Origin of the sequence: Streptomyces sp. NPDC048277 (assembly GCF_040652235.1) — a bacterium.
Classification (GTDB): domain Bacteria; phylum Actinomycetota; class Actinomycetes; order Streptomycetales; family Streptomycetaceae; genus Streptomyces.
Window position 1 is genome coordinate 141,648 of record NZ_JBEZLQ010000014.1, and the last position, 19,293, is coordinate 160,940.

12 protein-coding genes and 1 pseudogene are annotated in these 19,293 nt (G+C 73.3%); 8 read left to right on the forward strand and 5 right to left on the reverse strand.

Going from position 1 to position 19,293, the window contains the following annotated elements; genetic code table 11:
• Nucleotides 1-29: 29 nt before the first annotated feature.
• Nucleotides 30-3,740: a hypothetical protein gene (locus tag AB0D85_RS28860; RefSeq protein WP_362326250.1), complete on the reverse strand. Its 3,711-nt coding sequence runs from the start codon at nucleotides 3,738-3,740 to the stop codon at nucleotides 30-32.
• A 355-nt stretch (nucleotides 3,741-4,095) separates the two neighbouring features.
• On the opposite strand from AB0D85_RS28860, the gene AB0D85_RS28865 reads away from it, so the two are divergent.
• Together AB0D85_RS28865 and AB0D85_RS28870 are read left to right on the forward strand one after the other, a co-directional pair.
• The gene (locus AB0D85_RS28865) at nucleotides 4,096-4,860 is read left to right on the forward strand and encodes an NPP1 family protein (protein WP_362326253.1); all 765 of its coding nucleotides are present in this window, start codon (nucleotides 4,096-4,098) and stop codon (nucleotides 4,858-4,860) included.
• A gap of 206 nt (nucleotides 4,861-5,066) precedes the next feature.
• Complete coding sequence (locus AB0D85_RS28870; RefSeq protein WP_362326257.1) at nucleotides 5,067-7,034, forward strand: Ig-like domain repeat protein; 1,968 nt, start codon at nucleotides 5,067-5,069, stop codon at nucleotides 7,032-7,034.
• A gap of 4 nt (nucleotides 7,035-7,038) precedes the next feature.
• Here AB0D85_RS28870 and AB0D85_RS28875 read toward each other — a convergent pair whose 3' ends face one another.
• Nucleotides 7,039-8,094, reverse strand: coding sequence for a hypothetical protein (locus AB0D85_RS28875; protein WP_362326260.1), 1,056 nt, complete (start codon nucleotides 8,092-8,094; stop codon nucleotides 7,039-7,041).
• A gap of 131 nt (nucleotides 8,095-8,225) precedes the next feature.
• Entirely contained in the window at nucleotides 8,226-9,350 is a 1,125-nt protein-coding gene (locus AB0D85_RS28880) for a PP2C family protein-serine/threonine phosphatase (RefSeq protein WP_362326263.1), read from the reverse strand.
• Between the two features lie 143 nt (nucleotides 9,351-9,493).
• On the opposite strand from AB0D85_RS28880, the gene AB0D85_RS28885 reads away from it, so the two are divergent.
• From AB0D85_RS28885 to AB0D85_RS28895, 3 genes are all read left to right on the forward strand, one after another.
• Nucleotides 9,494-9,934, forward strand: a complete 441-nt coding sequence (locus AB0D85_RS28885; RefSeq protein ID WP_362326266.1) for a hypothetical protein — start codon at nucleotides 9,494-9,496, stop codon at nucleotides 9,932-9,934.
• A 465-nt stretch (nucleotides 9,935-10,399) separates the two neighbouring features.
• Nucleotides 10,400-11,311, forward strand: coding sequence for a hypothetical protein (locus AB0D85_RS28890; protein WP_362326708.1), 912 nt, complete (start codon nucleotides 10,400-10,402; stop codon nucleotides 11,309-11,311).
• A 114-nt stretch (nucleotides 11,312-11,425) separates the two neighbouring features.
• The gene (locus AB0D85_RS28895; RefSeq protein WP_362326269.1) at nucleotides 11,426-12,022 is read left to right on the forward strand and encodes an HAD family acid phosphatase; all 597 of its coding nucleotides are present in this window, start codon (nucleotides 11,426-11,428) and stop codon (nucleotides 12,020-12,022) included.
• Here AB0D85_RS28895 and AB0D85_RS28900 read toward each other — a convergent pair.
• On the reverse strand, nucleotides 12,001-13,401 hold the full coding sequence (locus AB0D85_RS28900; RefSeq protein WP_362326272.1) for a PLP-dependent aminotransferase family protein: 1,401 nt from the start codon (nucleotides 13,399-13,401) through the stop codon (nucleotides 12,001-12,003). The genes AB0D85_RS28895 and AB0D85_RS28900 overlap by 22 nt on opposite strands.
• 72 nt (nucleotides 13,402-13,473) lie before the next feature.
• On the opposite strand from AB0D85_RS28900, the gene AB0D85_RS28905 reads away from it, so the two are divergent.
• On the forward strand, nucleotides 13,474-14,262 hold the full coding sequence (locus AB0D85_RS28905; RefSeq protein ID WP_362326275.1) for an alpha/beta hydrolase: 789 nt from the start codon (nucleotides 13,474-13,476) through the stop codon (nucleotides 14,260-14,262).
• A gap of 30 nt (nucleotides 14,263-14,292) precedes the next feature.
• Entirely contained in the window at nucleotides 14,293-16,272 is a 1,980-nt protein-coding gene (locus AB0D85_RS28910) for an FUSC family protein (protein ID WP_362326278.1), read from the forward strand.
• A gap of 11 nt (nucleotides 16,273-16,283) precedes the next feature.
• Here AB0D85_RS28910 and AB0D85_RS28915 read toward each other — a convergent pair whose 3' ends face one another.
• Nucleotides 16,284-18,341: a PhoX family protein gene (locus tag AB0D85_RS28915; RefSeq protein WP_362326281.1), complete on the reverse strand. Its 2,058-nt coding sequence runs from the start codon at nucleotides 18,339-18,341 to the stop codon at nucleotides 16,284-16,286.
• 254 nt (nucleotides 18,342-18,595) lie between these two features.
• Here AB0D85_RS28915 and AB0D85_RS28920 point away from each other — a divergent pair.
• Nucleotides 18,596-19,293: pseudogene (locus tag AB0D85_RS28920) on the forward strand (Toxic cation resistance protein); the annotation flags it as partial.

Below are 19,293 nucleotides of genomic sequence, written 5' to 3' on the forward strand. Positions count from 1 at the left end.
CGGCGCTCAGAACTCCGCCGCAGGTCAGGTCATCCGCACACCGCCCGATACGCCACATCCGGCAGATACGTCCGCCACAGCTCCCGTGTGGGCCCGCTGCCGCCCGCCCGGCTGCAGACCGTGCGTTCCGCGTGCCCGGGATCGATGTCGTACCGCTGGAGCGGGACATGGGCGCTGCCCGCGTACACCGTCGTGCCGTCCGCGGCGAAGGCGACGGAGTCGATGGCCTCGCCGGGGGTGGTGAGGGGGCTGCCGAGGGGCTGCCGGGTGGCCACGTCCCACAGTTGCAGGCCGCCCGCCGCGCCGCCGACCGCCAGGGTGCCGCCGTCGGGGCTGAGGGCGAGCGCGGTCACGCCCTCCGGGGTGGTGTCGAGCGGGGCCTGGAACGTGTTGCGCAGCACGCCCTCGCGCGCTCCCGGATCCCCTTCCCACAGGGCGACCCGGCCGGTCTGGTCGCCGGCCGCCAGCACGGAGCCGTCGCCCGCGAAGGCGAGCGCGCCGAGCTCGTCGCCCTGGACCAGGTCCTGTCCGCGTGCTCTCCCCGAGGGCAGCCGGGCCACCCGGCCGTCGCCGACCAGCAGGGAGCCGTCGGGGCGGATCGCCATATGGGCCGCGGTCACCCCGGTCAGGGTCGTCGTACGGCGGCCGCGGGCCGTGTCCCAGACCTCGTCCGCCACGGCGCCGATGGCCGTGGAGCGGGCGGCGGCCAGGGTGCGGCCGCCGGGGCCGAGGGCGAGTTGCAGGACCGCGGAGCCGGGGAGGTTCAGCGTGGCCGCGGCCTTCCCGTGCCGCACGTCCCAGACGGTGAACGGCTGGGACTCCGTCTCCCGGCCCGGCGCCGAGACGCCGTACACGAGCCGGCCGCCGTCCGGGCTGAACGCCAGCAGCGGCAGGGTGTCGGCGGGGACGGTCGGAAGGGCCGGGTCGCTGGAGACGGGGACGGGGACCGGGGGAAGGGTGCGCAGGAGGCGGCCGTCCGCGGTCGCGTGGAGCCGGAACAGGTAGGCGGAGCCGGTGCGTTCGACCGTCGCGTAGGTACGGCCGCCGGGGTCGTAGCGCACGTCCGCGAGCGGGGCGGAGCGCCAGGCCGGGGTGACGGCCGCGCCGAGGTCGAGGGTGTGGACCGTGCCGCCCTCCAGATAGCGCAGGGTGCGGCCGTCGCGGTCCCAGACCAGGCCGCCGTAGAGGTGCTGGTTGTTGAGGGCCTGGCGGAGGACGGGGGCGCCGGGGTCGGTGAGGCGCCAGAGGCGGATCTCGCCGGCGTCGGCGGTCGCCAGGAAGGCGCCGTCGGGGCTGAAGGAGGCGTACTGCACGCCGCTGTCGTGGATGTCGGCGGTTCTGCGGCCGCTCTCCGTGTCCCAGACGCGCATGCCGGTGCCGGTGGCGGCGGCGAGGCGGCCGGTGCCGAGGGCGAGCAGCCCGGTGTACTCGTCGCAGACCCGGTCCCGCTGCCAGTCGCCGGCCAGGGCTCGGCGGGTGGCGGTGTCGTACACCTGCGGGGTCCGCCCGGACGGGCAGACGGCCGCGCGCCGGCCGTCCGCGCTCACCTCGGCGATCCCCGAGTCCGGTGCCGCCGTCCCGAACAGCACCCGCCCGTCGGTGACCGAGCGCAGCCGCAGCCGGTCCCCCTCGGTGGTGAGGACGGAGCGGCCGTCGGCGGTGAAACGCACGTCACCGACGTCCGCGAGGGGTCCGGTGGTCCAGCGGCCCGCCGCCGTGTCCCACAGGCGTACGGCGTTGTCGGTGCCGGTGACCGCGAGGATCCTCCCGTCCGGGCCGGACTCCGTCACCGTGCCCCGCGGCACCCGGCCGGCGGCGGTCCCGCGGTGGGTGGGCACGTCCCAGGTGCGCCAGCCGGCGCCGGTGGCGCTGAGCAGGGTGCGGCCGCCGTCGGTGAGCATCCGGACGGGGCCGTCGCCGGGGGCGGGGTCGGTGAAGGTGTCGGTCTCCGGCTGGGCGAGGGAGCCGAGCAGGGCGCGGCGGGTCTCGGGCAGTTCGGCGGTGTTCCAGGCGGCGGCACCGAGCAGCAGGGCGGTGCGCGGGTCGGTGGTGCGCAGGGCGTCGGCGACCTCGGCGACCCGGCGGGCCGCGTTCTGGGTGCGCTGGCGCTGGTTGTCGCTGTGCTCGCGGTAGACGGCGAACGCCGTCAGCAGGGCCACCGCGAGGACGGCCGAGAGGGAGCCGGTGAGGAGCCGGTGCCGGCGCACGGTCCGGGCGGCGGTGCGGCGCTCCGTCTCCCGGGCCTCCAGGGCAGCGGTGAGGAAGGCGCGCTCGGGTCCGGTGAGCGCGGGGTCGCCCGCGTGGTCCGGGAAGAGTTCCTCGGCGCGGGCCAGCCGGGTGCCCCGGTAGAGGGCGCCGGGGTCGCGGTCGTGCTCGGCCCAGGTGGCGACGGCGTCGGTGAGCAGCCGGTGGTGGCGCAGCCGTTCGCGGTCCGCCTCGACCCAGCCGTGCAGCCGGGGCCAGCAGGTGAGCAGGGCCTCGTGGGTGAGCTGGACGCCGTCCTCGTCGGCGGTGAGGAGGCGGGCCCGGGTCAGCCGTTCCACCACGGCCCCGGCCCCGGGGTCGGCCCAGGCGTCGAGGTCGGCGCGGGTGAGGGGGCGGCGGGTGTCGGGGGTGCCCTGGCCCGGTTCGACCATCCGCAGCAGCACCTGGCGGGCGGTGCGGGCCCGGGCCGGGGTCAGGGCGCCGTACACCTCCTCGGCGGTGGCCGCGATCGCGCCGCGCACCCCGCCCGCCGCCTCGTACCCGGCGAGGGAGAGCAGCCGGCCCTTGCGGCGGCGCCAGGTCTCCAGGAGGACGTGGGAGAGCATCGGCAGCCCGCCCGGCTCGTCGAGGACCTCCTCCACCAGGCGGGCGGTCAGGGTCCGTTCGACGATGAGTCCGGCGGCCCGGGCCGGGCCGACCACCGCCTCCCGCAGTTCCTCCGCCGTCATCGGCCCGAGCAGCAGCCCGGCGCCGCGCAGCGCGTCGGCCAGGTCCCGGTGCTCGGCGCAGCGGGCGTAGAAGTCGGCGCGTACGGCGACCAGCACGCGCAGTCTGCTCGCCGGGTCGCGGGAGGCGAGCAGGAGGTCGAGGAAGCGGGAGCGCTCCCGGGGGTCGCGGCAGAGGGTGAAGACCTCCTCGAACTGGTCCACGACCACCCAGCTCTCCGGCTCCCCCGCGGCCGGGGCGAGCAGCCGGGCGTAGCTGGTGGCGGGCGTCGGGCCGGGGGTGAGGATGCGCAGCCGGGCCGGGCAGCCGCGCGCCGCGATCTCCTCGCGCAGGCGGGGGATCAGCCCGGCGCGCAGCAGCGAGGACTTGCCGCTGCCGGAGGGGCCGAACAGCACGGCGAACCGGTGCTCGCACACCAGCTCGTTGACCTCGGCGACGACCCGGTCCCGGCCGAAGAACAGGTGCCGGTCGTCCGGCTCGAACCGGGCGAGCCCGCGGTACGGCGCCGGGGCGGCCTCCTCGGCCTCCTCGGCGGGGGCCCGGCTCGCCTCGGCGTCGGCCTCCTTCCATCTGCGCGCCCAGTCGTCGGGATCGCCGCCGCAGGCGCGGGCGTATCCCTGGACGACGGCGAGGGACGGCAGCCGCTCGCCCGCGGCGGCCTGGGACAGCGTGGTCGCGGAGAACCCGGCCGCCTTCGCCATCGTCCGGTACGACGGACCGCCCGCGGTCCGGCGCAGCTCACGCAACTCGTGCGCGAGCCACTGGACGGGACCGGCCTCCGGGTCCACCGGTCTCTCGGGACGCCCCATGCTCGCGCACCTCCGTACACCTGGCGAAAGCGACATCGGGAGCGACGACCATACGGGTCGGCGGGAAACGGGTGCATTGACCGCAGGTGACGCCCGGGTGACACCGGTCCGATGTGCTGTCGCGCTCCAGCTCCTACCGCACCCATGGAAGGGACGCGCCCGCTTCCTGTGAACGCACCTTGATCAGTTCGGCGAAATGCCGCCCCCTGTTTGGCAGAAAGCCCTTCCTTTGAACTCTCAACTTGCCAGTCTTTCCTCCTACCCGGGTGTCATGTCCGGGACGAACAGCGGACCGCACCACCGCACGCACCACCGCACGCACCACCGCACCTTGGACCGTCGACTGGAGCCCCCGATGTCCCGAACCAGGACCCACCGCCTCGGCCGAGCCGCCGCCGTCGTGGGCAGCGCCGCCGCGCTCACCCTCGCCCTCCCCTCCAGCGCCTTCGCGGGAGTGCTGCAGAACCTCCCGGAGAACGCGACCGCGTACGAGAAGAACTTCGAGCCGCTGTACGACTACGACACGGACAGCTGCTACCCGGCCGCCGCCATCGACCCCGACGGCAACCTCAACGGCGGCCTGAAGCCGACCGGTTCCGTCACCGGCAGCTGCCGCACCGGCCACCTCGACCACGCGAACACCTACTCGCGGACCAAGTGCAACAACGGCTGGTGCGGGACCATCTACGCCAGCTACTTCGAGAAGGACGAGGCGTCCCCCGGCATCGGCCACCGCCATGACTGGGAGTGCATCGTCGTCTGGGTCAAGCAGGGCGACTCCACCCCGTCGTACCTGTCCGCCTCCCAGCACGGCGACTTCGAGACCGAGGCCGTCGCCGACGTCCCGATGAGCAGCCAGCGCGTCCAGGTCGTCTACCACAAGGACGGCCTGAGCACCCACGACTTCCGGTTCGCCAAGTGGGGCGAGACCCCGGAGAACGACGACGCCGCCTGGCACCAGGAGAACCTGCTCACCTGGGAGAACATGGCGTCCAACCTGCGGGACATCCTGAACGCCTCCGACTGGGGCAGCGCGAACTTCCCGCTCCAGGACTCCAAGTTCGACGACCACCTCAACAAGGCGAAGCCGAGCGCGATCACGTTCGACCCGTACGCCTGAGCCGGCCGGCACCCGGCAGCGGCGGCCGCCGACGCACCCCGGCGTCGGCGGCCGGTTCGCACACCCCCCGGGAATCCCGGGTGCCGATTGTCAGTGGCATGACCTAGTCTTCAACACATCCGCCACACACGGCCCACAGCGAACACACATCCGTGGGCCGCCTTCCGTGGCGTCCACTTCATTCGATCCGGGGGGTTCGAATCAGCGTGCGTATGCGCACCGTCACGGCCGCCACCACCCTGGCGGTCCTCTTCAGCTCCGCCGCCCTGGCCGCCACTCCGGCCTTCGCGGACACCAGCGGGCTGCTGCCGATCAAGTCGTCCGGTGACATCGTCGTCGACGGCGCTCACCAGCAGGTCTTCATCAGCGACCCGAGCAACGGCAAGATCGTCGTCACCGACTACTCGGGCCGTGTGCTCAAGCAGCTCAGCACCGATCTGTCCGGGGTCACCGGCCTCGAACTGTCCGCCGACTCCGGCACGCTCTACGCGGCCGTGCGGGACATGGACGCCATCGCCGTCATCGACACCGCGACGGACACCGAGACCACCCGCTACACGGTCGGCGACCAGCCGCTGAGCGTCGCTCTCGCGGGCGGCAGGCTGTGGTTCGGCTACGGCGCGGCCGGGGCCGGCCGCATCGGCTCGGTCGACCTGACGAGCGACCAGCACGAGGTCACCCTCGACCAGGCCGGCTCCTACTCGGCGCCGATCCTGGACGCGGCGCCCGGCTCCGGCACCCTGGTCGCGGGCCAGCCCGGCCAGAGCCCGGCCACGATCACGTCGTACGACGTCTCCTCGGGCACCCCCACCAGGCTGGCGGGCGCCGACGCGGGCAGCAACCTGCGCGATCTCCAGGTCACCCCCGACGGCAAGGACGTCGTGGTGGCCAGCGGGGCGCCGTACTACCACCAGGTGTTCAAGACCGCCGACCTGACCGAGGACGGCAAGTACACCAGCACCGCCTACCCGAACGCGGTCGCCATCGCGCCCGACGGCACGGTCGCGGGCGGCAGCGACGCCTGGTACGACCCGGACGTCTACATCTTCCACCCGGGCAGCAGCGAGGCCGTCCACACGTACGACTTCCCGAACACGGGCAGCACCAGCGGCTCCGACGAACTCGCCGACTCCGCCCTCGCCTGGGCGCCCGACGCCTCCCGGCTGTTCGCGGTGTCGTACAACAGCAACGGCGTCTACTCCCTGCGCGAGTTCGACGACCCGGCCAAGGCGGCCACCACCCTCACCGTGAACGCCCCGGCGTCGGCGACGCGCGCCAAGCAGCTCACCGTCACCGGCAAGCTCTCCTCGACGGTCGCGGTCCCGGCCGGCGCGCGGCTCACGGTCACCCGCACCGACCTGGACTCGCCGAACGGCAAGGCGCTCGCCGCCGTGACGACCAAGGCCGACGGCACGTTCTCCTTCACCGACACCCCGCCGGCCGGCGGCAAGGTGACGTACAAGGTCTCCTACGCGGGCGACGCCGACCACGCGGCCGCCGCCGGCAAGGACACCGTCGATGTCTCCCGCGCGAAGCCGACGCTGTCGATCAACAACAACGGCAAGGTGTACTCGTACGGGAAGGACGTGAAGTTCACGGCCCATCTCGGGACGACGTACAAGAACCGCACGGTGGAGATCTGGGCCGACCCGTTCGGCTCGGACAAGCCCAACAAGCTGGTGAAGTCCGGCAAGGTCGACTCGCACGGCAACCTGTCCGTCGTCCTCGACCTCAAGCGCGACACCAAGGTCACCGCGAAGTTCTCGGGCGACGCCCGCTGGCAGCCGCGCTCGGTGTCCAGCACCGTGGGTGCCAAGGTCAGCGTCTCGATGACGGCCAGCCGCCAGTACAAGACGAAGAAGGCCTGGGGCCAGACCTACGCCTTCTTCCACAAGAACAAGAACCCGCTGTTCACGACCAAGATGCCGTACTACACCGGCCGTGCCCAGCGCTTCGACTTCCAGGTCTACTACCAGGGCAAGTGGTACGCGGGCGACTCCGAGTACTTCGGGCTCGCCGGCAGCGGCCTCTCCTCGGTCGAGATCACCGGCAACCACGCGGAGGACGTCGGCTGGCGCTTCCGGGTGCGCTCCGACTACATCAACGGCTCGTCCGGCGACACCGTCAACTCCACGACGTACGGCGCCTGGAAGTACTTCACCTTCACGAGCTAACGGCTCAACTGGCCTGAAGCTGCCGGAGGTGCTGCTGGACGTGGTCCAGGGCACCCTCCCGGCGGCCCGGCACCCTGAGTCTCAACTCCGCGAGCGCGGGCCCCAGTTCACGGGCCCGCGCCGCGTCCTTGATGGCGCCCCACTGGTGGTGGGCACGGTCCACGGCGGCCTCGACCTGCGGCGCGTCGGCGGGCTGCCCCGCGCCCAGCCGGGCCTTCGCCACCGTCAGCCAGGTACGGCAGCTGCGCGCCGCGTCCCCCGCGAACATCGCGAGATCGGCCCGCACCTCGGACCAGTGCAACGCGTCCTCCGACGCCGGCCCGTGCGCCCGCGCGGCGGCCTGCTCCCACCGCGCCGCGAGCTCGTCGGCCTCGGCATAACGCCCGTCCCGCACCGCCGCGCTGATGGCGTCGTGCGGATCCCCGCTGTCGGCGGTGTGCGTGCTGAACAGCACGTTGGTGGCGGCCTCCGCCCCGATCCGGGCCAGCACCTGCTGGTGCAACTGCTCCATCGGCGGCCGGTGCCCACTGCGCAACACGGTCGCCACGGCCTTCATGTACGACGGCACGGCGACCTCCCGCCGGGCGGGCGGGGGCGCGATACGCCCGTGCACGGCGTTGTTCCGCCCGGAGTCGAGGGGAACGGTACGCAGCCGCTCCCAGGCTTCGTGCTCCGCGTGCAGATCGAGGACGAGGGTCGTGGCCCCGGCGGGCCGCAGCCTCAGCTCCTCCCGGATCCAGTGCCAGGGGAGCCCGGTGTAGCGGACGGTGGCCGGCGTGGTCCGGGCGAGCGCGAGATGCGGCAGACGCTGCTTGCGGTCCAGGTGCAGCTGCCCGGTGACGAACACGGTCAGCGGACCGGGGGCGGCCGCGGCGGCCCGCAGCCGGGTGAGCACGGCCTGCGGCTCCAGCGGGTCGGCGAGTTCGACGACGTTGGCGGTGTCGGTGCCGGAGAGTATCGCCGGGGGCACGGCCGCGAGCACGGGGAGCACGGAGGCCGCGTCCACCAGACGCGCTTTGCCTGTCGGCGAGGCCGCGATCAGCAGCACGGTTCCGGGCATCGGGCCCTCCCCTTTGTTCCCCGGGTTCACTTACGTCAGCACGTTAACCGCTGCGCTTGCAAAGCGGGGGGCACGGGAGGGGTTTGGGACGGGATGGGGGTGTTGCGGGGTACGCCCACAACCCCGCGCCCCTAACGCGGCGTTGCGGCCCGCCGTACCGCGAAGACCGTGGTGTCGTCCGACAGGCGGCCCTGGCTGTGGCGCAGTACGCCGTCGCGGATGCCGGCGACCAGGCGGGCCGGGTCGGCCGTGGCCGCGCGGGACGCCTGGGCGGGCAGGTCGTAGAACTCGCCGTCGCCGTTCCTCGCCTCCGTCACACCGTCCGTCGTGATCAGGAGGGTCTCGCCCGGAGCGAGAGCGATCGTGCGGGTGGGCGGCGGGCCGGAACCGGTCGCCAACTCGCGCATGCCCAGCGGGAGTCCGTCGCCCGGCGGCAGCGAGCGGACCCCTGCCGGGCCCACCGCCAGCGGGGGCTCGTGGCCGAAGTTGACGACCTCCACCACGTCGGGGGCGCCCGGCGGGAAGCCCAGGAGGACCGCGGTCGCGAAGCGGTCGCCGTCGTCGCGGCCCAGTGCCACCGTGTGGTTCCGGTGGCGGATCATGCGGGTCTCCAGACGGTCGGCCACCGTCGCCAGGTCCTTCTCGTGGTAGCCGGCCTCCCGGAAGGTGCCGAGCAGCGCCGCCGCCGTCTCCACCGCGCCCAGGCCCTTCCCCTGGACGTCCCCCACCAGCACCCGCGTCCCGTGCGGGCCCGGCTGGATGTCGTAGAAGTCGCCGCCCACCCGGGCCTCCGTGTCGGCGGCGAGATAGACCGCCGCGTGCTCGAGGCCGGCCCACCCCGGCGGCAGCGGACGCAGCACGGTGCGCCGGGTCGTCTCGGCGATGTCCCGCATGTGCAGCATCCGCCGTTCGCCGTCCAGCCGGACCGCGCACGCGAGGGCGGCCAGCAGACCGGCGAGGGCGACCAGGAGGAAGTCGGGCAGCGCGGCCTGGTACCGGTGGGGCCACAGGGCGTTCACGGTGGCGTAGTCGAGGAGCGACAGCACCGCGAAGGCCGCCGTCGTCCAGACCCCGCAGATCGCCGCCGCGATGCCGGGGACCAGCACGATCCAGGAGATGATCCGGAACCGCTCCGTGGTGTTCAGGTCGACCAGTGTGATCCCGGCCAGCAGCAGGAGCGGCGGCACCCAGGCGATGCTCCTGCCCCGGACCCGCAGCAGATCCCGCCGCCGCCACGGGGCCTGGTGGTCGCTCACGAGAGACTCACGAGAGACAGGGAAACACGCGCCGGGGCGGGGCGCATGTCGTACGGAGTCGTACGGAATCGTGAGACCGACTTGCCACGGGGTACCCGCAGGTGTGCTCTGGAGGGTGGGGGCGAGGAGAGAGGAGCACTCTCATGGCTCAAGCGGCACCCACGACCGGCAGCAGGCCCCGGGGCGGCGGTACGCCCGACATCTTCAGCGCCCGGACCCATACGAGGGCGCGGGTGGCCATCTCCGTCGTGACCGGGCTGATCTACGGCGACTGGGTCGCCGCCAACCGCCGCAGCGGCGGTCCCATCACCGGCTGGAACCTGCTGACCGGCTTCGTGAGCGCGATCGTGTTCGCGGTCGTGCTGTGGGCGGTCATGACCTACGCCCCGCGGCTGCGGCGCGAGCTGCACGCGGTGGTGTGGGCGGCCTTCGCCGGGATCGCGTTCGGCTTCCTGTACAGCTCGACCGGCGAGGCGGTCATCCGGTCCATCGGCATGGCCCTGTCCGTCGCGGCCGTCACCCTGATCATCACGTTCTACCGCTTCTACACGCACGAGGACGCGGCCGGACACCGCATCCGGTAGCCGCTCCGACGCATGGGCCCCGGCATGCCACGGCCGGGGCCCACGCATTCCCCTTTTCCCCTCACCAGTCGTCGACGCCACTCGGGGGGGGGCTCGACGACGTCCCTGCGAAGCCGCTCCGGTCGTTCCTGCGGGAAGGAGATCTCCGGAGATCTCCTCGAGACCAGGAAACACCCGTTCGGGTGAACCCTCCACCGGAGCGCGGTGCCCCAAGGATTCCGGCGCGGGTTCGCGGCGCGCGTTTGCCGCGCCCCGGGCCGCCGTACCGTCCGTTCGCGTACCGTCCGTTCGGCTCGACTTGTGGCCCGGCATGCCCCGAATGGAGTCACACCGCTCGCCTGACCGGCCCTCAGGGGCTTGCCTGGAAGCGTGCCCTCAGTGCCCCCAGCGCCCCCCGGGCCCGCGGGGCCTCCCCGGTCTCCCCGGCCCGCCCGGCCCACCCGGTCCGCGCCTCTGCGCCGCGCCCTGTCGGCGCTGCTGATCGCGCTGTCCTGCCTGCTGCTGCCGTTCGGCGCGCTGGCGGCCTGGGCGGCGTACGGGCTGGCGGACACCGGACAGTACGTCACCACGATGGCGCCGCTGGCCGAGGACCCGGACGTCCGGGACGCCGTGGCGGACACGGTCGGCGACGGCATCATGCGCGAGGTGGACGTCGGCCTGCCGATGCGCGGCACGGTGGCGCCGTTCGTGCGCGAGGCGGTCCGCTCGTTCACCCAGACGCGGGCGTTCCGGCTGGCCTGGGACGCGGGCAACCGGGCCACCCACGACGCCGTGCTGCGCGCGCTGGAGGACGGGCGCGAGGAGACCGTGACCGTCGACCTCGCCCCGGTCACCGCCCAGGTCAGAGACCAGCTCACCCAGGACCATGTGCCGTTCGCGGCCCGTATCCCGGTCCAGCACACGGCCGTCGCGGTCCTCCCGGCGCCGGAACTGGACCGGCTCCGGAAGGGGTTCCACGTGCTCGAAGTCGCCGGCTTCTGGCTTCCCGTCGCGGCCGTCGTCTTCGCGGTCGGCGGTATCGCCCTCGCCGTCCACCGCCGCCGTGCCGTGATGGCGACCGCGCTGGGCACGGCCGTGGGCGGCGCCCTGCTCGGCCTGGCCCTCGCCGTCGGCCGCCGGCTCACGCTGGCCGACCTGCCGTCCGACGTCTCGCACCCGGCCGCGGGCGCCGTCTACGACGCCCTGACGTCCACCCTGCGCACGGTCTCCTGGCTGCTGCTGGGCGTCGGCCTGACGGTGGCCGCGCTGGCCTGGATCGCCGGACTCGTCCGCCGGTCCGGCCGGGACGAGACGCAGGAACCGAACTCCGACACGCCCAATTCCCCTTCTCTCAGAGCGGATTCACAGTCTCCTGACCAGAACATGCCAGTCACGTAACCGTCCGCTCCGCCAGGTGTCACACGGTGGGCGCCCCGGCCGAGCACTGTGGCGCAACGACGGCCGCCGGTACGGAACACCGGGGGCCGACGTGAGCTGAGGAGCCCCCACCCGATGAACCGTCTCACCGCGCGCCGTGCCGCCGTTGTCGTGACCGCCGGCCTCGCCCTGTCGCTCGCCGCCGCCCTGCCCGCCCAGGCCGCCGACTCGACCGTCACCGAGGCCCAGTGGCTGTCCGACGTCGCCGCCGTGACGGGCCCCGCGCAGACCTACATCGACTCCCGCGTCGCCGGCAACACCTCCGGTGCCAAGCTGGCGATCGTCCTCGACATCGACAACACCGCGCTGGAGAGCTACTTCGAGGGCGTCGGCACCAGCACCCCCGCCACCCCGCCGGTGCTCGCGCTCGCCCAGGACGCGCACGCCAAGGGTGTCAGCGTGTTCTTCGTCAGCGCCCGCAGCAACCTGTTCAACGCGATCACCAAGTCCAACCTGACGTCGGTCGGTTACACGGTCGACGGCCTCTACGCGCGCACGGTCGCGCAGCTGCTGACCGAGTCCGTCGCCGACTTCAAGACCTCCTCGCGCAAGACGATCGAGGCCAACGGCTACGACATCGTCGCCAACATCGGCAACAACACCACGGACCTGACCGGCGGTTACGCCGACACCACCTACAAGCTGCCGGACTACGACGGCCTGCTGGACTGACCGTCCGGGTGGGGGTGCCGCGGACCGCGCGCCGCGAGCGCGGCCAGCGTCCGCAGCGCCCCCACCAGTTCCGGCTCGCCCGCCGAGGCGAGCCCGATCCGCACCGCGTCCGGCGTCCGCCTCGGGTCGACGCGGAAGGCGGTGCCGGGCGTGATCGCGATCCCGTGCGCCGCCGCGGCCGCCGTGAAGCCGTCCGCCCGCCAGGGCGCCGGCAGCTCCCACCAGGCGAAGTACCCGCACGGATCCGCCCGTACGGCGAACCCGTCGAGCAGCTCGCGGACCAGCTCCTGGCGCCGCCCGGCCTGCTGCCGCTTGGCCTCGACGAGCCGCGCCACGGTCCCGTCCCCGATCCACCGCACCGCCGCCTCCAGCGCGAACGCCCCCGCGTTCCACCCCCCGGACCGCACGGCGGCCGCCACCGCGTCCACCCGGTCCTCCCGGCCTTCCCGGCCTTCCCGGTCCTCCCGACCCTCCGGTACGACGACGAACCCGACGGTGAGCCCGGGCGCGACCCGCTTGGAGAGCGAGTCGACGACATGCACGAGGCCGGGCGCGAGCGCGGCGAGCGGCGGCTCGGCACCGGAGCGCAGAAACGCCCACACCCGGTCCTCCACGACGGGCAGCGCCATGTCGCCCACCGCGCGCGCCAGTTGAAGGCGCCGTCCGGTCGTGACGGTCACCGACGTCGGGTTGTGCAGGGTCGGCTGGAGGTAGAGGGCGGAGAGCGGGGCGGACCGGTGGGCGGCGCGGACGGACTCGACGACGGGCCCTTCCGCGTCCGACTCGACGGGCACGAGCGTCACGGAGAGTCGCGCGGCGATCTCCTTGACCAGCGGATACGTCAGCGCCTCGACCCCGAGCCGGCCGCCCGGCCGCACCAGGGAGGCCAGCGCGGCGGCGAGGGCCTGCCGGGCGTTGCCGGTGAAGAGGATGCGGCCGGGGTCGGGCCGCCAGTCGCCGGTGGCGAGCAGTGCGGAGACGGCCTCGCGGGCGTGCGGGGTGCCGTCGGCGGGGGCGGGGCGCAGGGCGTCGGTGAGCGCGTCGGGCCGCAGCAGGGGAGCGAGGGCGGGGGCCAGGAGCTCCGACTGCCCCGGCACCGAAGGGTAGTTGAGCTCCAGGTTCACCGGCGCGGGGCCCGTCTCGACGAGCGCCCGCCCCTGCGGCGAGGCCTCCGCCGCCCGGACGAAGGTCCCCCGCCCGACCTCGCCCACCACCAGCCCGCGCCGCACGAGTTCGGTGTACACGCGTCCGGCGGTGGACGCGGCGATCCCGTGCCGCCGCGCGAACGCCCGCTGCGGAGGCAGCCGTTGCCCGGCCCGCAACCGCCCCCGCGCGATGTCCAGCGCGATCCGGTCGGCGATCCCCCGGAAGTCGTCCACGGCCCCTCCCCATTGCACCGAGAGCAAAGATCTTATTGCACCGAGGAGTTGGGCAACCCTAGGGTCGATCACATGCCCCCCTTCCTCGCATACGACGACAACACCGCGCAAACCACCCGTACCCCCCTGCTCCTCGTCCACGGCCACCCCTTCGACCGCACGATGTGGCACCCCCAGCGGACCGCGTTCGCCCCCGACCGCCGGGTCGTCGCCCCCGACCTGCGCGGCTACGGCGCCTCCCCGGTCGCCCCCGGCATCACCCCGCTCTCCCGCTTCGCGGCGGACCTGGAGGAACTCCTCGACGAACTCGGCGTGGAGACCTGCGTCCTGGCGGGCCTCTCCATGGGCGGCCAGATCGCCATGGAGTGCTACGACCGCCTCGGCGCCGGGCGGATCCGCGGCCTGGTCCTGGCGGACACGTTCCCCGCCCCGGAGACACCGGAGGGCAGACGGTCCCGGAACGCCATGGCCGACCGCCTCCTCCGCGAGGGCATGGGCGGCTACGCCGACGAGGTCCTGGAGAAGATGGTCGCCCCCTACGCCCACCCGGACGTGAAGGCCCACGTCCACCGCATGATGACGGCCACCGATCCCGAGGGCGCCGCGGCGGCCCTGCGCGGCCGCGCCGAACGCCCCGACTACCGCCCCCTGCTGACCAGGGTCACCGTCCCCGCACTGGTCGTGGTCGGCAGGGACGACGCGTACACCCCCGTCTTCGACGCCGAGGCCATGCACGCGGCGCTGCCCCACTCGACGCTGCGGATCATCGAGGGGGCGGCACACCTGCCGAACCTGGAACGCCCGGCGGACTTCAACCGGGTGCTGGGGGAGTTCCTGGCACGGGTGGACGAAGGATCGTAGTCAATCGGCGCAAGGCCCGATAATGGGCGCATGTCCCGCGAGTTCCCCATCGGCCTCACCCCTCCCGACTGGCTGGTAAGGAACCTCCGGCCCCAGCAGGCCCCGCCCCTCAGCTGGGCCGCCCTCGCCCGCGCCGCCCTCGGTATGGCCCTCCCGCTCGCCGTCGGACTCGCGGCCGGACAGCCCGCGTACGGGGCGCTCGCCTCGATGGGCGCCCTGTCCGGGGTCATCGGCGACACCGCCGACGCCTACCGCATGCGGATCCTCAACATCGCGGTACCCCAGCTCTTCGGCGCCGTCGGCGTCACCCTCGGCTCCCTCGCCTACGGCCAGGGATGGGTCACCGTCGCCACCGTCACCGGCATCGCGCTGGTCTCCGGGATGATCTCGACGATCGGCGCGGTGTCCTCCGTCTCCGGACTCCTCCTGCTGCTCAACTCCGTGATCGGCGCGGGCCTGCCGCTGCCCGGCGCCTGGTGGCTCACCCCCGTGCTGATGACCGGCGGCGGGCTGTGGGTCCTGCTGCTCGCCCTGCTGGCCTGGCCGCTGCGCTCGGGCGTACCGGAACGCTCGGCGGTCGCCGACACCTACCGCACCGTCGCCGACCTGCTCGCCGCGACCGGCGCGGGCCACGAGGGGGACTCGGAGGCCAAGGACGCCTACGACAGCGCCCGGCACACCGTCACCCAGTCGCTGAACCAGTCGTACGACCTGATCCTCGCCCGGCGCGCCCGGTTCCACGGCCGCAACCGCGAACTGACCCGCATGCTGGCCCAGCTGAACGCGATCACCCCGGTCGTCGAGGCCGCCCCCGCCATCCACCTGAGCGGAAAGCCGCTCCCGGACGAGTTCCCGGCGGCGGTACGGCACATCGCCGACGCCATCGAGACCGGCTACACCGGCCCGATAGGGCTGCACCTGCCCGAGCCCCGCAACGAGACCGGCCGGGCCGCCGACCACGCCCTGCGCCACGCCGCCGAGGTCGCCACCTCCCCCGACGTCGACCCCCGGGGCATCGACGACCGCCTGGGCCGCCCCGCCGCCCTCGGCATCCGCACCGCCCGCGCCGCCCGCAACGTCGTGCTGTCCGCCAACTCCTGGCGCTACGGCATCCGGCTGGCCCTGTGCATCGGCATCGCCCAGGCCCTGGTCTCCCTCGTCCCGGTGCCGCGCTCCTACTGGGTCGCCCTGACCATCACGTTCGTCCTCAAGCCCGACTTCGGCTCGGTGTTCTCCCGCGCCCTGCTGCGCGCGCTGGGCACGGTGGCCGGCCTGGTGCTGGCGGCGACGGTCCTGACCGTGGTCCCGCGCGGCTGGTGGGACGTGGCGGTGATGCTGGTCCTGGCCCCGCTGATCCCCGCCCTCACGCCCCGCGGCTACGGCTTCCAGACCGCGGCCATCACGCCGGTGATCCTCCTCCTCTCCGACGTCCTGAACCACCAGGGCACGGGCCTGCTCCTCCCGCGTCTCCTCGACTCGCTCATGGGCTGCGCGATCGCGCTGATCGCCGGCTATCTGCTCTGGCCGGAGAGCTGGCGCACCCGGGTCGGCGACCGCCTGGCCGACGCGGTGGCGGACACGGCGGCGTACGTGGAGCTGGCGTTCGAGGAGCCGGCGTACGAGAAGGGCGCGGACCCGGCCGCCCGCGCCCGGCTGCGCCGCCGCCTCTACCGCGACCTGTCCGTCATCCGCACGGAGTTCCAGCGCGCCCTGACCGAACCCCCGCCCACCGGCCGCCGGGCCGCCGCCTGGTGGCCCCTGGTCGTCGCCGTGGAACGCATCGTCGACGCGACGACGGCGGCCCGGGTCCGGGTACGGCACGGAGCACCGCCCCCGGCCCGGGCCGAGGTGGACCAGGTCGCCCTGCAACTGCGCGAGCTGGCCGAGGGCGTCCGCCGCTCGGAGACCCTGATCTCGGTCCGCACGGACCTCACGGGCCCGCCGGACAGCGTCCTGGAACCCCTGCGCCAGGAGGTGGCGGCGGCCAGGGCGATCGCGTCCCCGCACTGAACGCGTCCGCGTCACACGCCGATGTCGCACCCGTCCTTGCGCCACACGGCGACGACGGCCGGCCGCACGATCTTCCCGGGACCGTCGGGCCAGGTGCTCGCCGGGCTCTCCACACTCGCCCCCGCGATCTCACCGGGATGCTGCACGGCCACCAGCACCCGCCGGTCCTGCACCAGCGGACCGCAGGTCTCGGCACCGGTCGGCACGGTCAGGAACTGCTTCAGCTCACCGCGCCGGGCACCCGTCGTCGCGACGCCGAGCAGGCCATCGTGCGAGCCGAGCTGGTTGCCGTCGGTGGAGATCCACAGGTTGCCGTGCGGGTCGAAGGCCACGTTGTCCGGGCAGGAGATCGGGCTGACGTCGTCCTTCGGGAACCCGGCGAAGTAGGTCGCGGGGTCCTCGGGATCACCGGCGACGAGGAACAGCAGCCATCCGAAGCGCGTGCTCTCGGGCCGGTTCCGGTGCTCGGTCAGCTCCAGGATGTGCCCGTGCTTGTTGGCGTTGCGCGGGTTGGCCTCGTCGGCGGCGGCGTTCGCGCCGACACCCCGGTTGGTGTTGTTGGTGAGCGCGACGTACACCTTGCCGGTACGGGGGCTGGGCTCGATGTCCTCGGGCCGGTCCATCTTGGTGGCCCCGACCTTGTCACCGGCGAGCCGGGTGAAGACGTACACCTCCTCGGCGGTCATCCCCTCGACATGCGAGACGGCGCCCTTCGCGGTGGCGGTGGCCAGCGGGATCCACTCCCCGCTCCCGTCGAACTCCCCGTCGGCGGGCAGCTTCCCGGTGCCGTCGATCTCGATGGCGGGCGAGTCCCCGGTCAGCCGGGCGACGTACAGGGTCCCCTCGTCGAGCAGCGTGGCGTTGTGCTCGCGAGCGGCCCTGCCGCTGCCGCCCTTCATCCTCTTGCTGCCGACGAACTTGTAGAAGTAGTCGAACCGTTCGTCGTCACCGGAGTAGACGACGGGCCGCCCGTCATCCGTGAGCCGGACGGTCGCCCCTTCGTGCTTGAACCGCCCGAGCGCGGTCCGCTTGCGCGGAACGGACTCCGGGTCGTAGGGATCCAGCTCCACGACATACCCGAACCGGTGCGACTCGTTGGGCTCCTGGGCGACATCGAAGCGCTTGTCGAACCGCTCCCACTTCCGCTCGGTGGCCCCGGTGCCGACCCCGTACCGCTTGTCGATGGTCCGCGTCCCGTTGGCGAAGTACTGGTTGAAGTTCTCCTCGCCGTGCAGGGTGGTGCCCCACGGGGTGGTCCCGCCGGAGCAGTTGTTCAAGGTCCCGAGCACCTTGCGCCCGGTCGGGTCGGCGGAGGTCCTGAGCAGCTCGGACCCGGCGGCCGGGCCGGTCAGCCGGAACTCGGTGGTGGCGGTGACCCGCCGGTTGAGCGGATGCCGCGGTACGACGCTCAGCGCGCCCGTCCTGCGGTCCTCCTCCACGACCACCACACCCAGCCCGTGCGCGGCCCAGGCCACCTCCACCTGCTGACGCGTCGGGTTCGCGGCGTCGTAGCCGCGGAACATCAGCACCTCGTCGGTGTACTCGTGGTTGGCCACGAGGATCTGCCGGCGGTGCTCGCCGGGCAGCGGCAGCAGCGCCAGGAAGTCGTTGTTGTAGCCGAACTGCCCGGCCTGGGCGGCGCCGGTCTGGTTCTCCGGGTCGAACGCGGGCGCGCCCCGCAGGATGGGCTCGCCCCAGCGGATCACCACGTTCTGGCCGTAGCCCTCGGGCACGGTGACGGTGTCGGCGGTGTTGGGAGCGACCGGGGCGAACCGGAGCCCGCGGGCACCGCCGGCGGGTTTGGAAGCGGCGGAGGCCGGGGCGGCGGCAGCGGGCAGGGTCCCCCCGACGCCCACACCCCCCGCGGCGACGGCGACCACGGCAGCGGCCTTCACCACACCACGGCGGCTCAGCGCACCGGCGATCACGTCACCGACGTAGGCGTTCGAGCTGGTGTTGGGCACCTCGTGGAAACAGGCGTCACCGCACCGGAACCGACAGGTGAGGGCGGACCGCCCGCCCGGATGCGGCTGGGCGGACGTGCCGACGATGGGCAGCAGCTTGCGCACTTTACTCTCCCCTTGCGATCTCTTGGCGTGAACGTGACGCTAAGGGCGCGACTGTGCACAAGAGGGGCAGCCAAATGAACGAAAGATGAACTGACTGGAACCGGGGGGAAGTTGAGAGTGGGCCCGGACTCGACCGCCGTACGCCCGACAGGAGTCATCGACCCTCCCCAAGATCGCAACCTGGGGCCGCTAACCTTACGTGTCCGTCCTGGCCAGCGATTGACGGGTATCAACTCACGCGAAGGGTTGCGCACATGGGCATTCTCACTCTCCTGCGGAACGCATTCGGCAGGTCGCGAAAGCCGCGCCCTGCCGAGGCAGAGGGTGCGGACCAGCTCCCTTCGCAGTCGAAGCAGGAAGCGCCGACACCGACACCGGAGACGCCGACGGGGGTCCCGGAACCCCGCCCGGCGACGAACGACGAGCACGACCTGGTGTCGGCGGCGTTCGACAACGTGACGGTACCGAAGCAGGCGACCCGAACAACCGAACCGGAACTCGCCCTCCAAACCGAGCCGGTGGCGGAAGCCGCCCCGAAGCCAAAGGCCGAGCCCGAGCCCGCGGCAGAAGCCGAGGCCGAGCCGACGCCTGAGGCAGCGACCGAGGCCAAGCCGGAGGCAGAAGCGAAGGCTGAGGCGCCGACCGAGCCCGAGCCCGCGGCGAAAGCCGAGGCGGAGGCCGAGACCGAGCCCGTGACGGAAGCCGAGGCCGAGGTGACGGTCGAGGCGGAGCCGGTGGCCGAGGCCGAGGTGACGGCTGAGGCCGTGGCTGAGCCTGAGGTGGAAGCCGAACCCGAGGCGACCGCTGAGGCCGAGACCGAGCCGGAGGCCGACGTCGAGGCGACGACGGAGGCGGGGGCTGAGCCCGTCGCTGAGGTCGAGGCCGAGCCGGTCGCTGAGGTCGAGCCGGTGACCGAGGCTGAGGCGAAGCCCAAGGCCGAGCCGATCGCTGT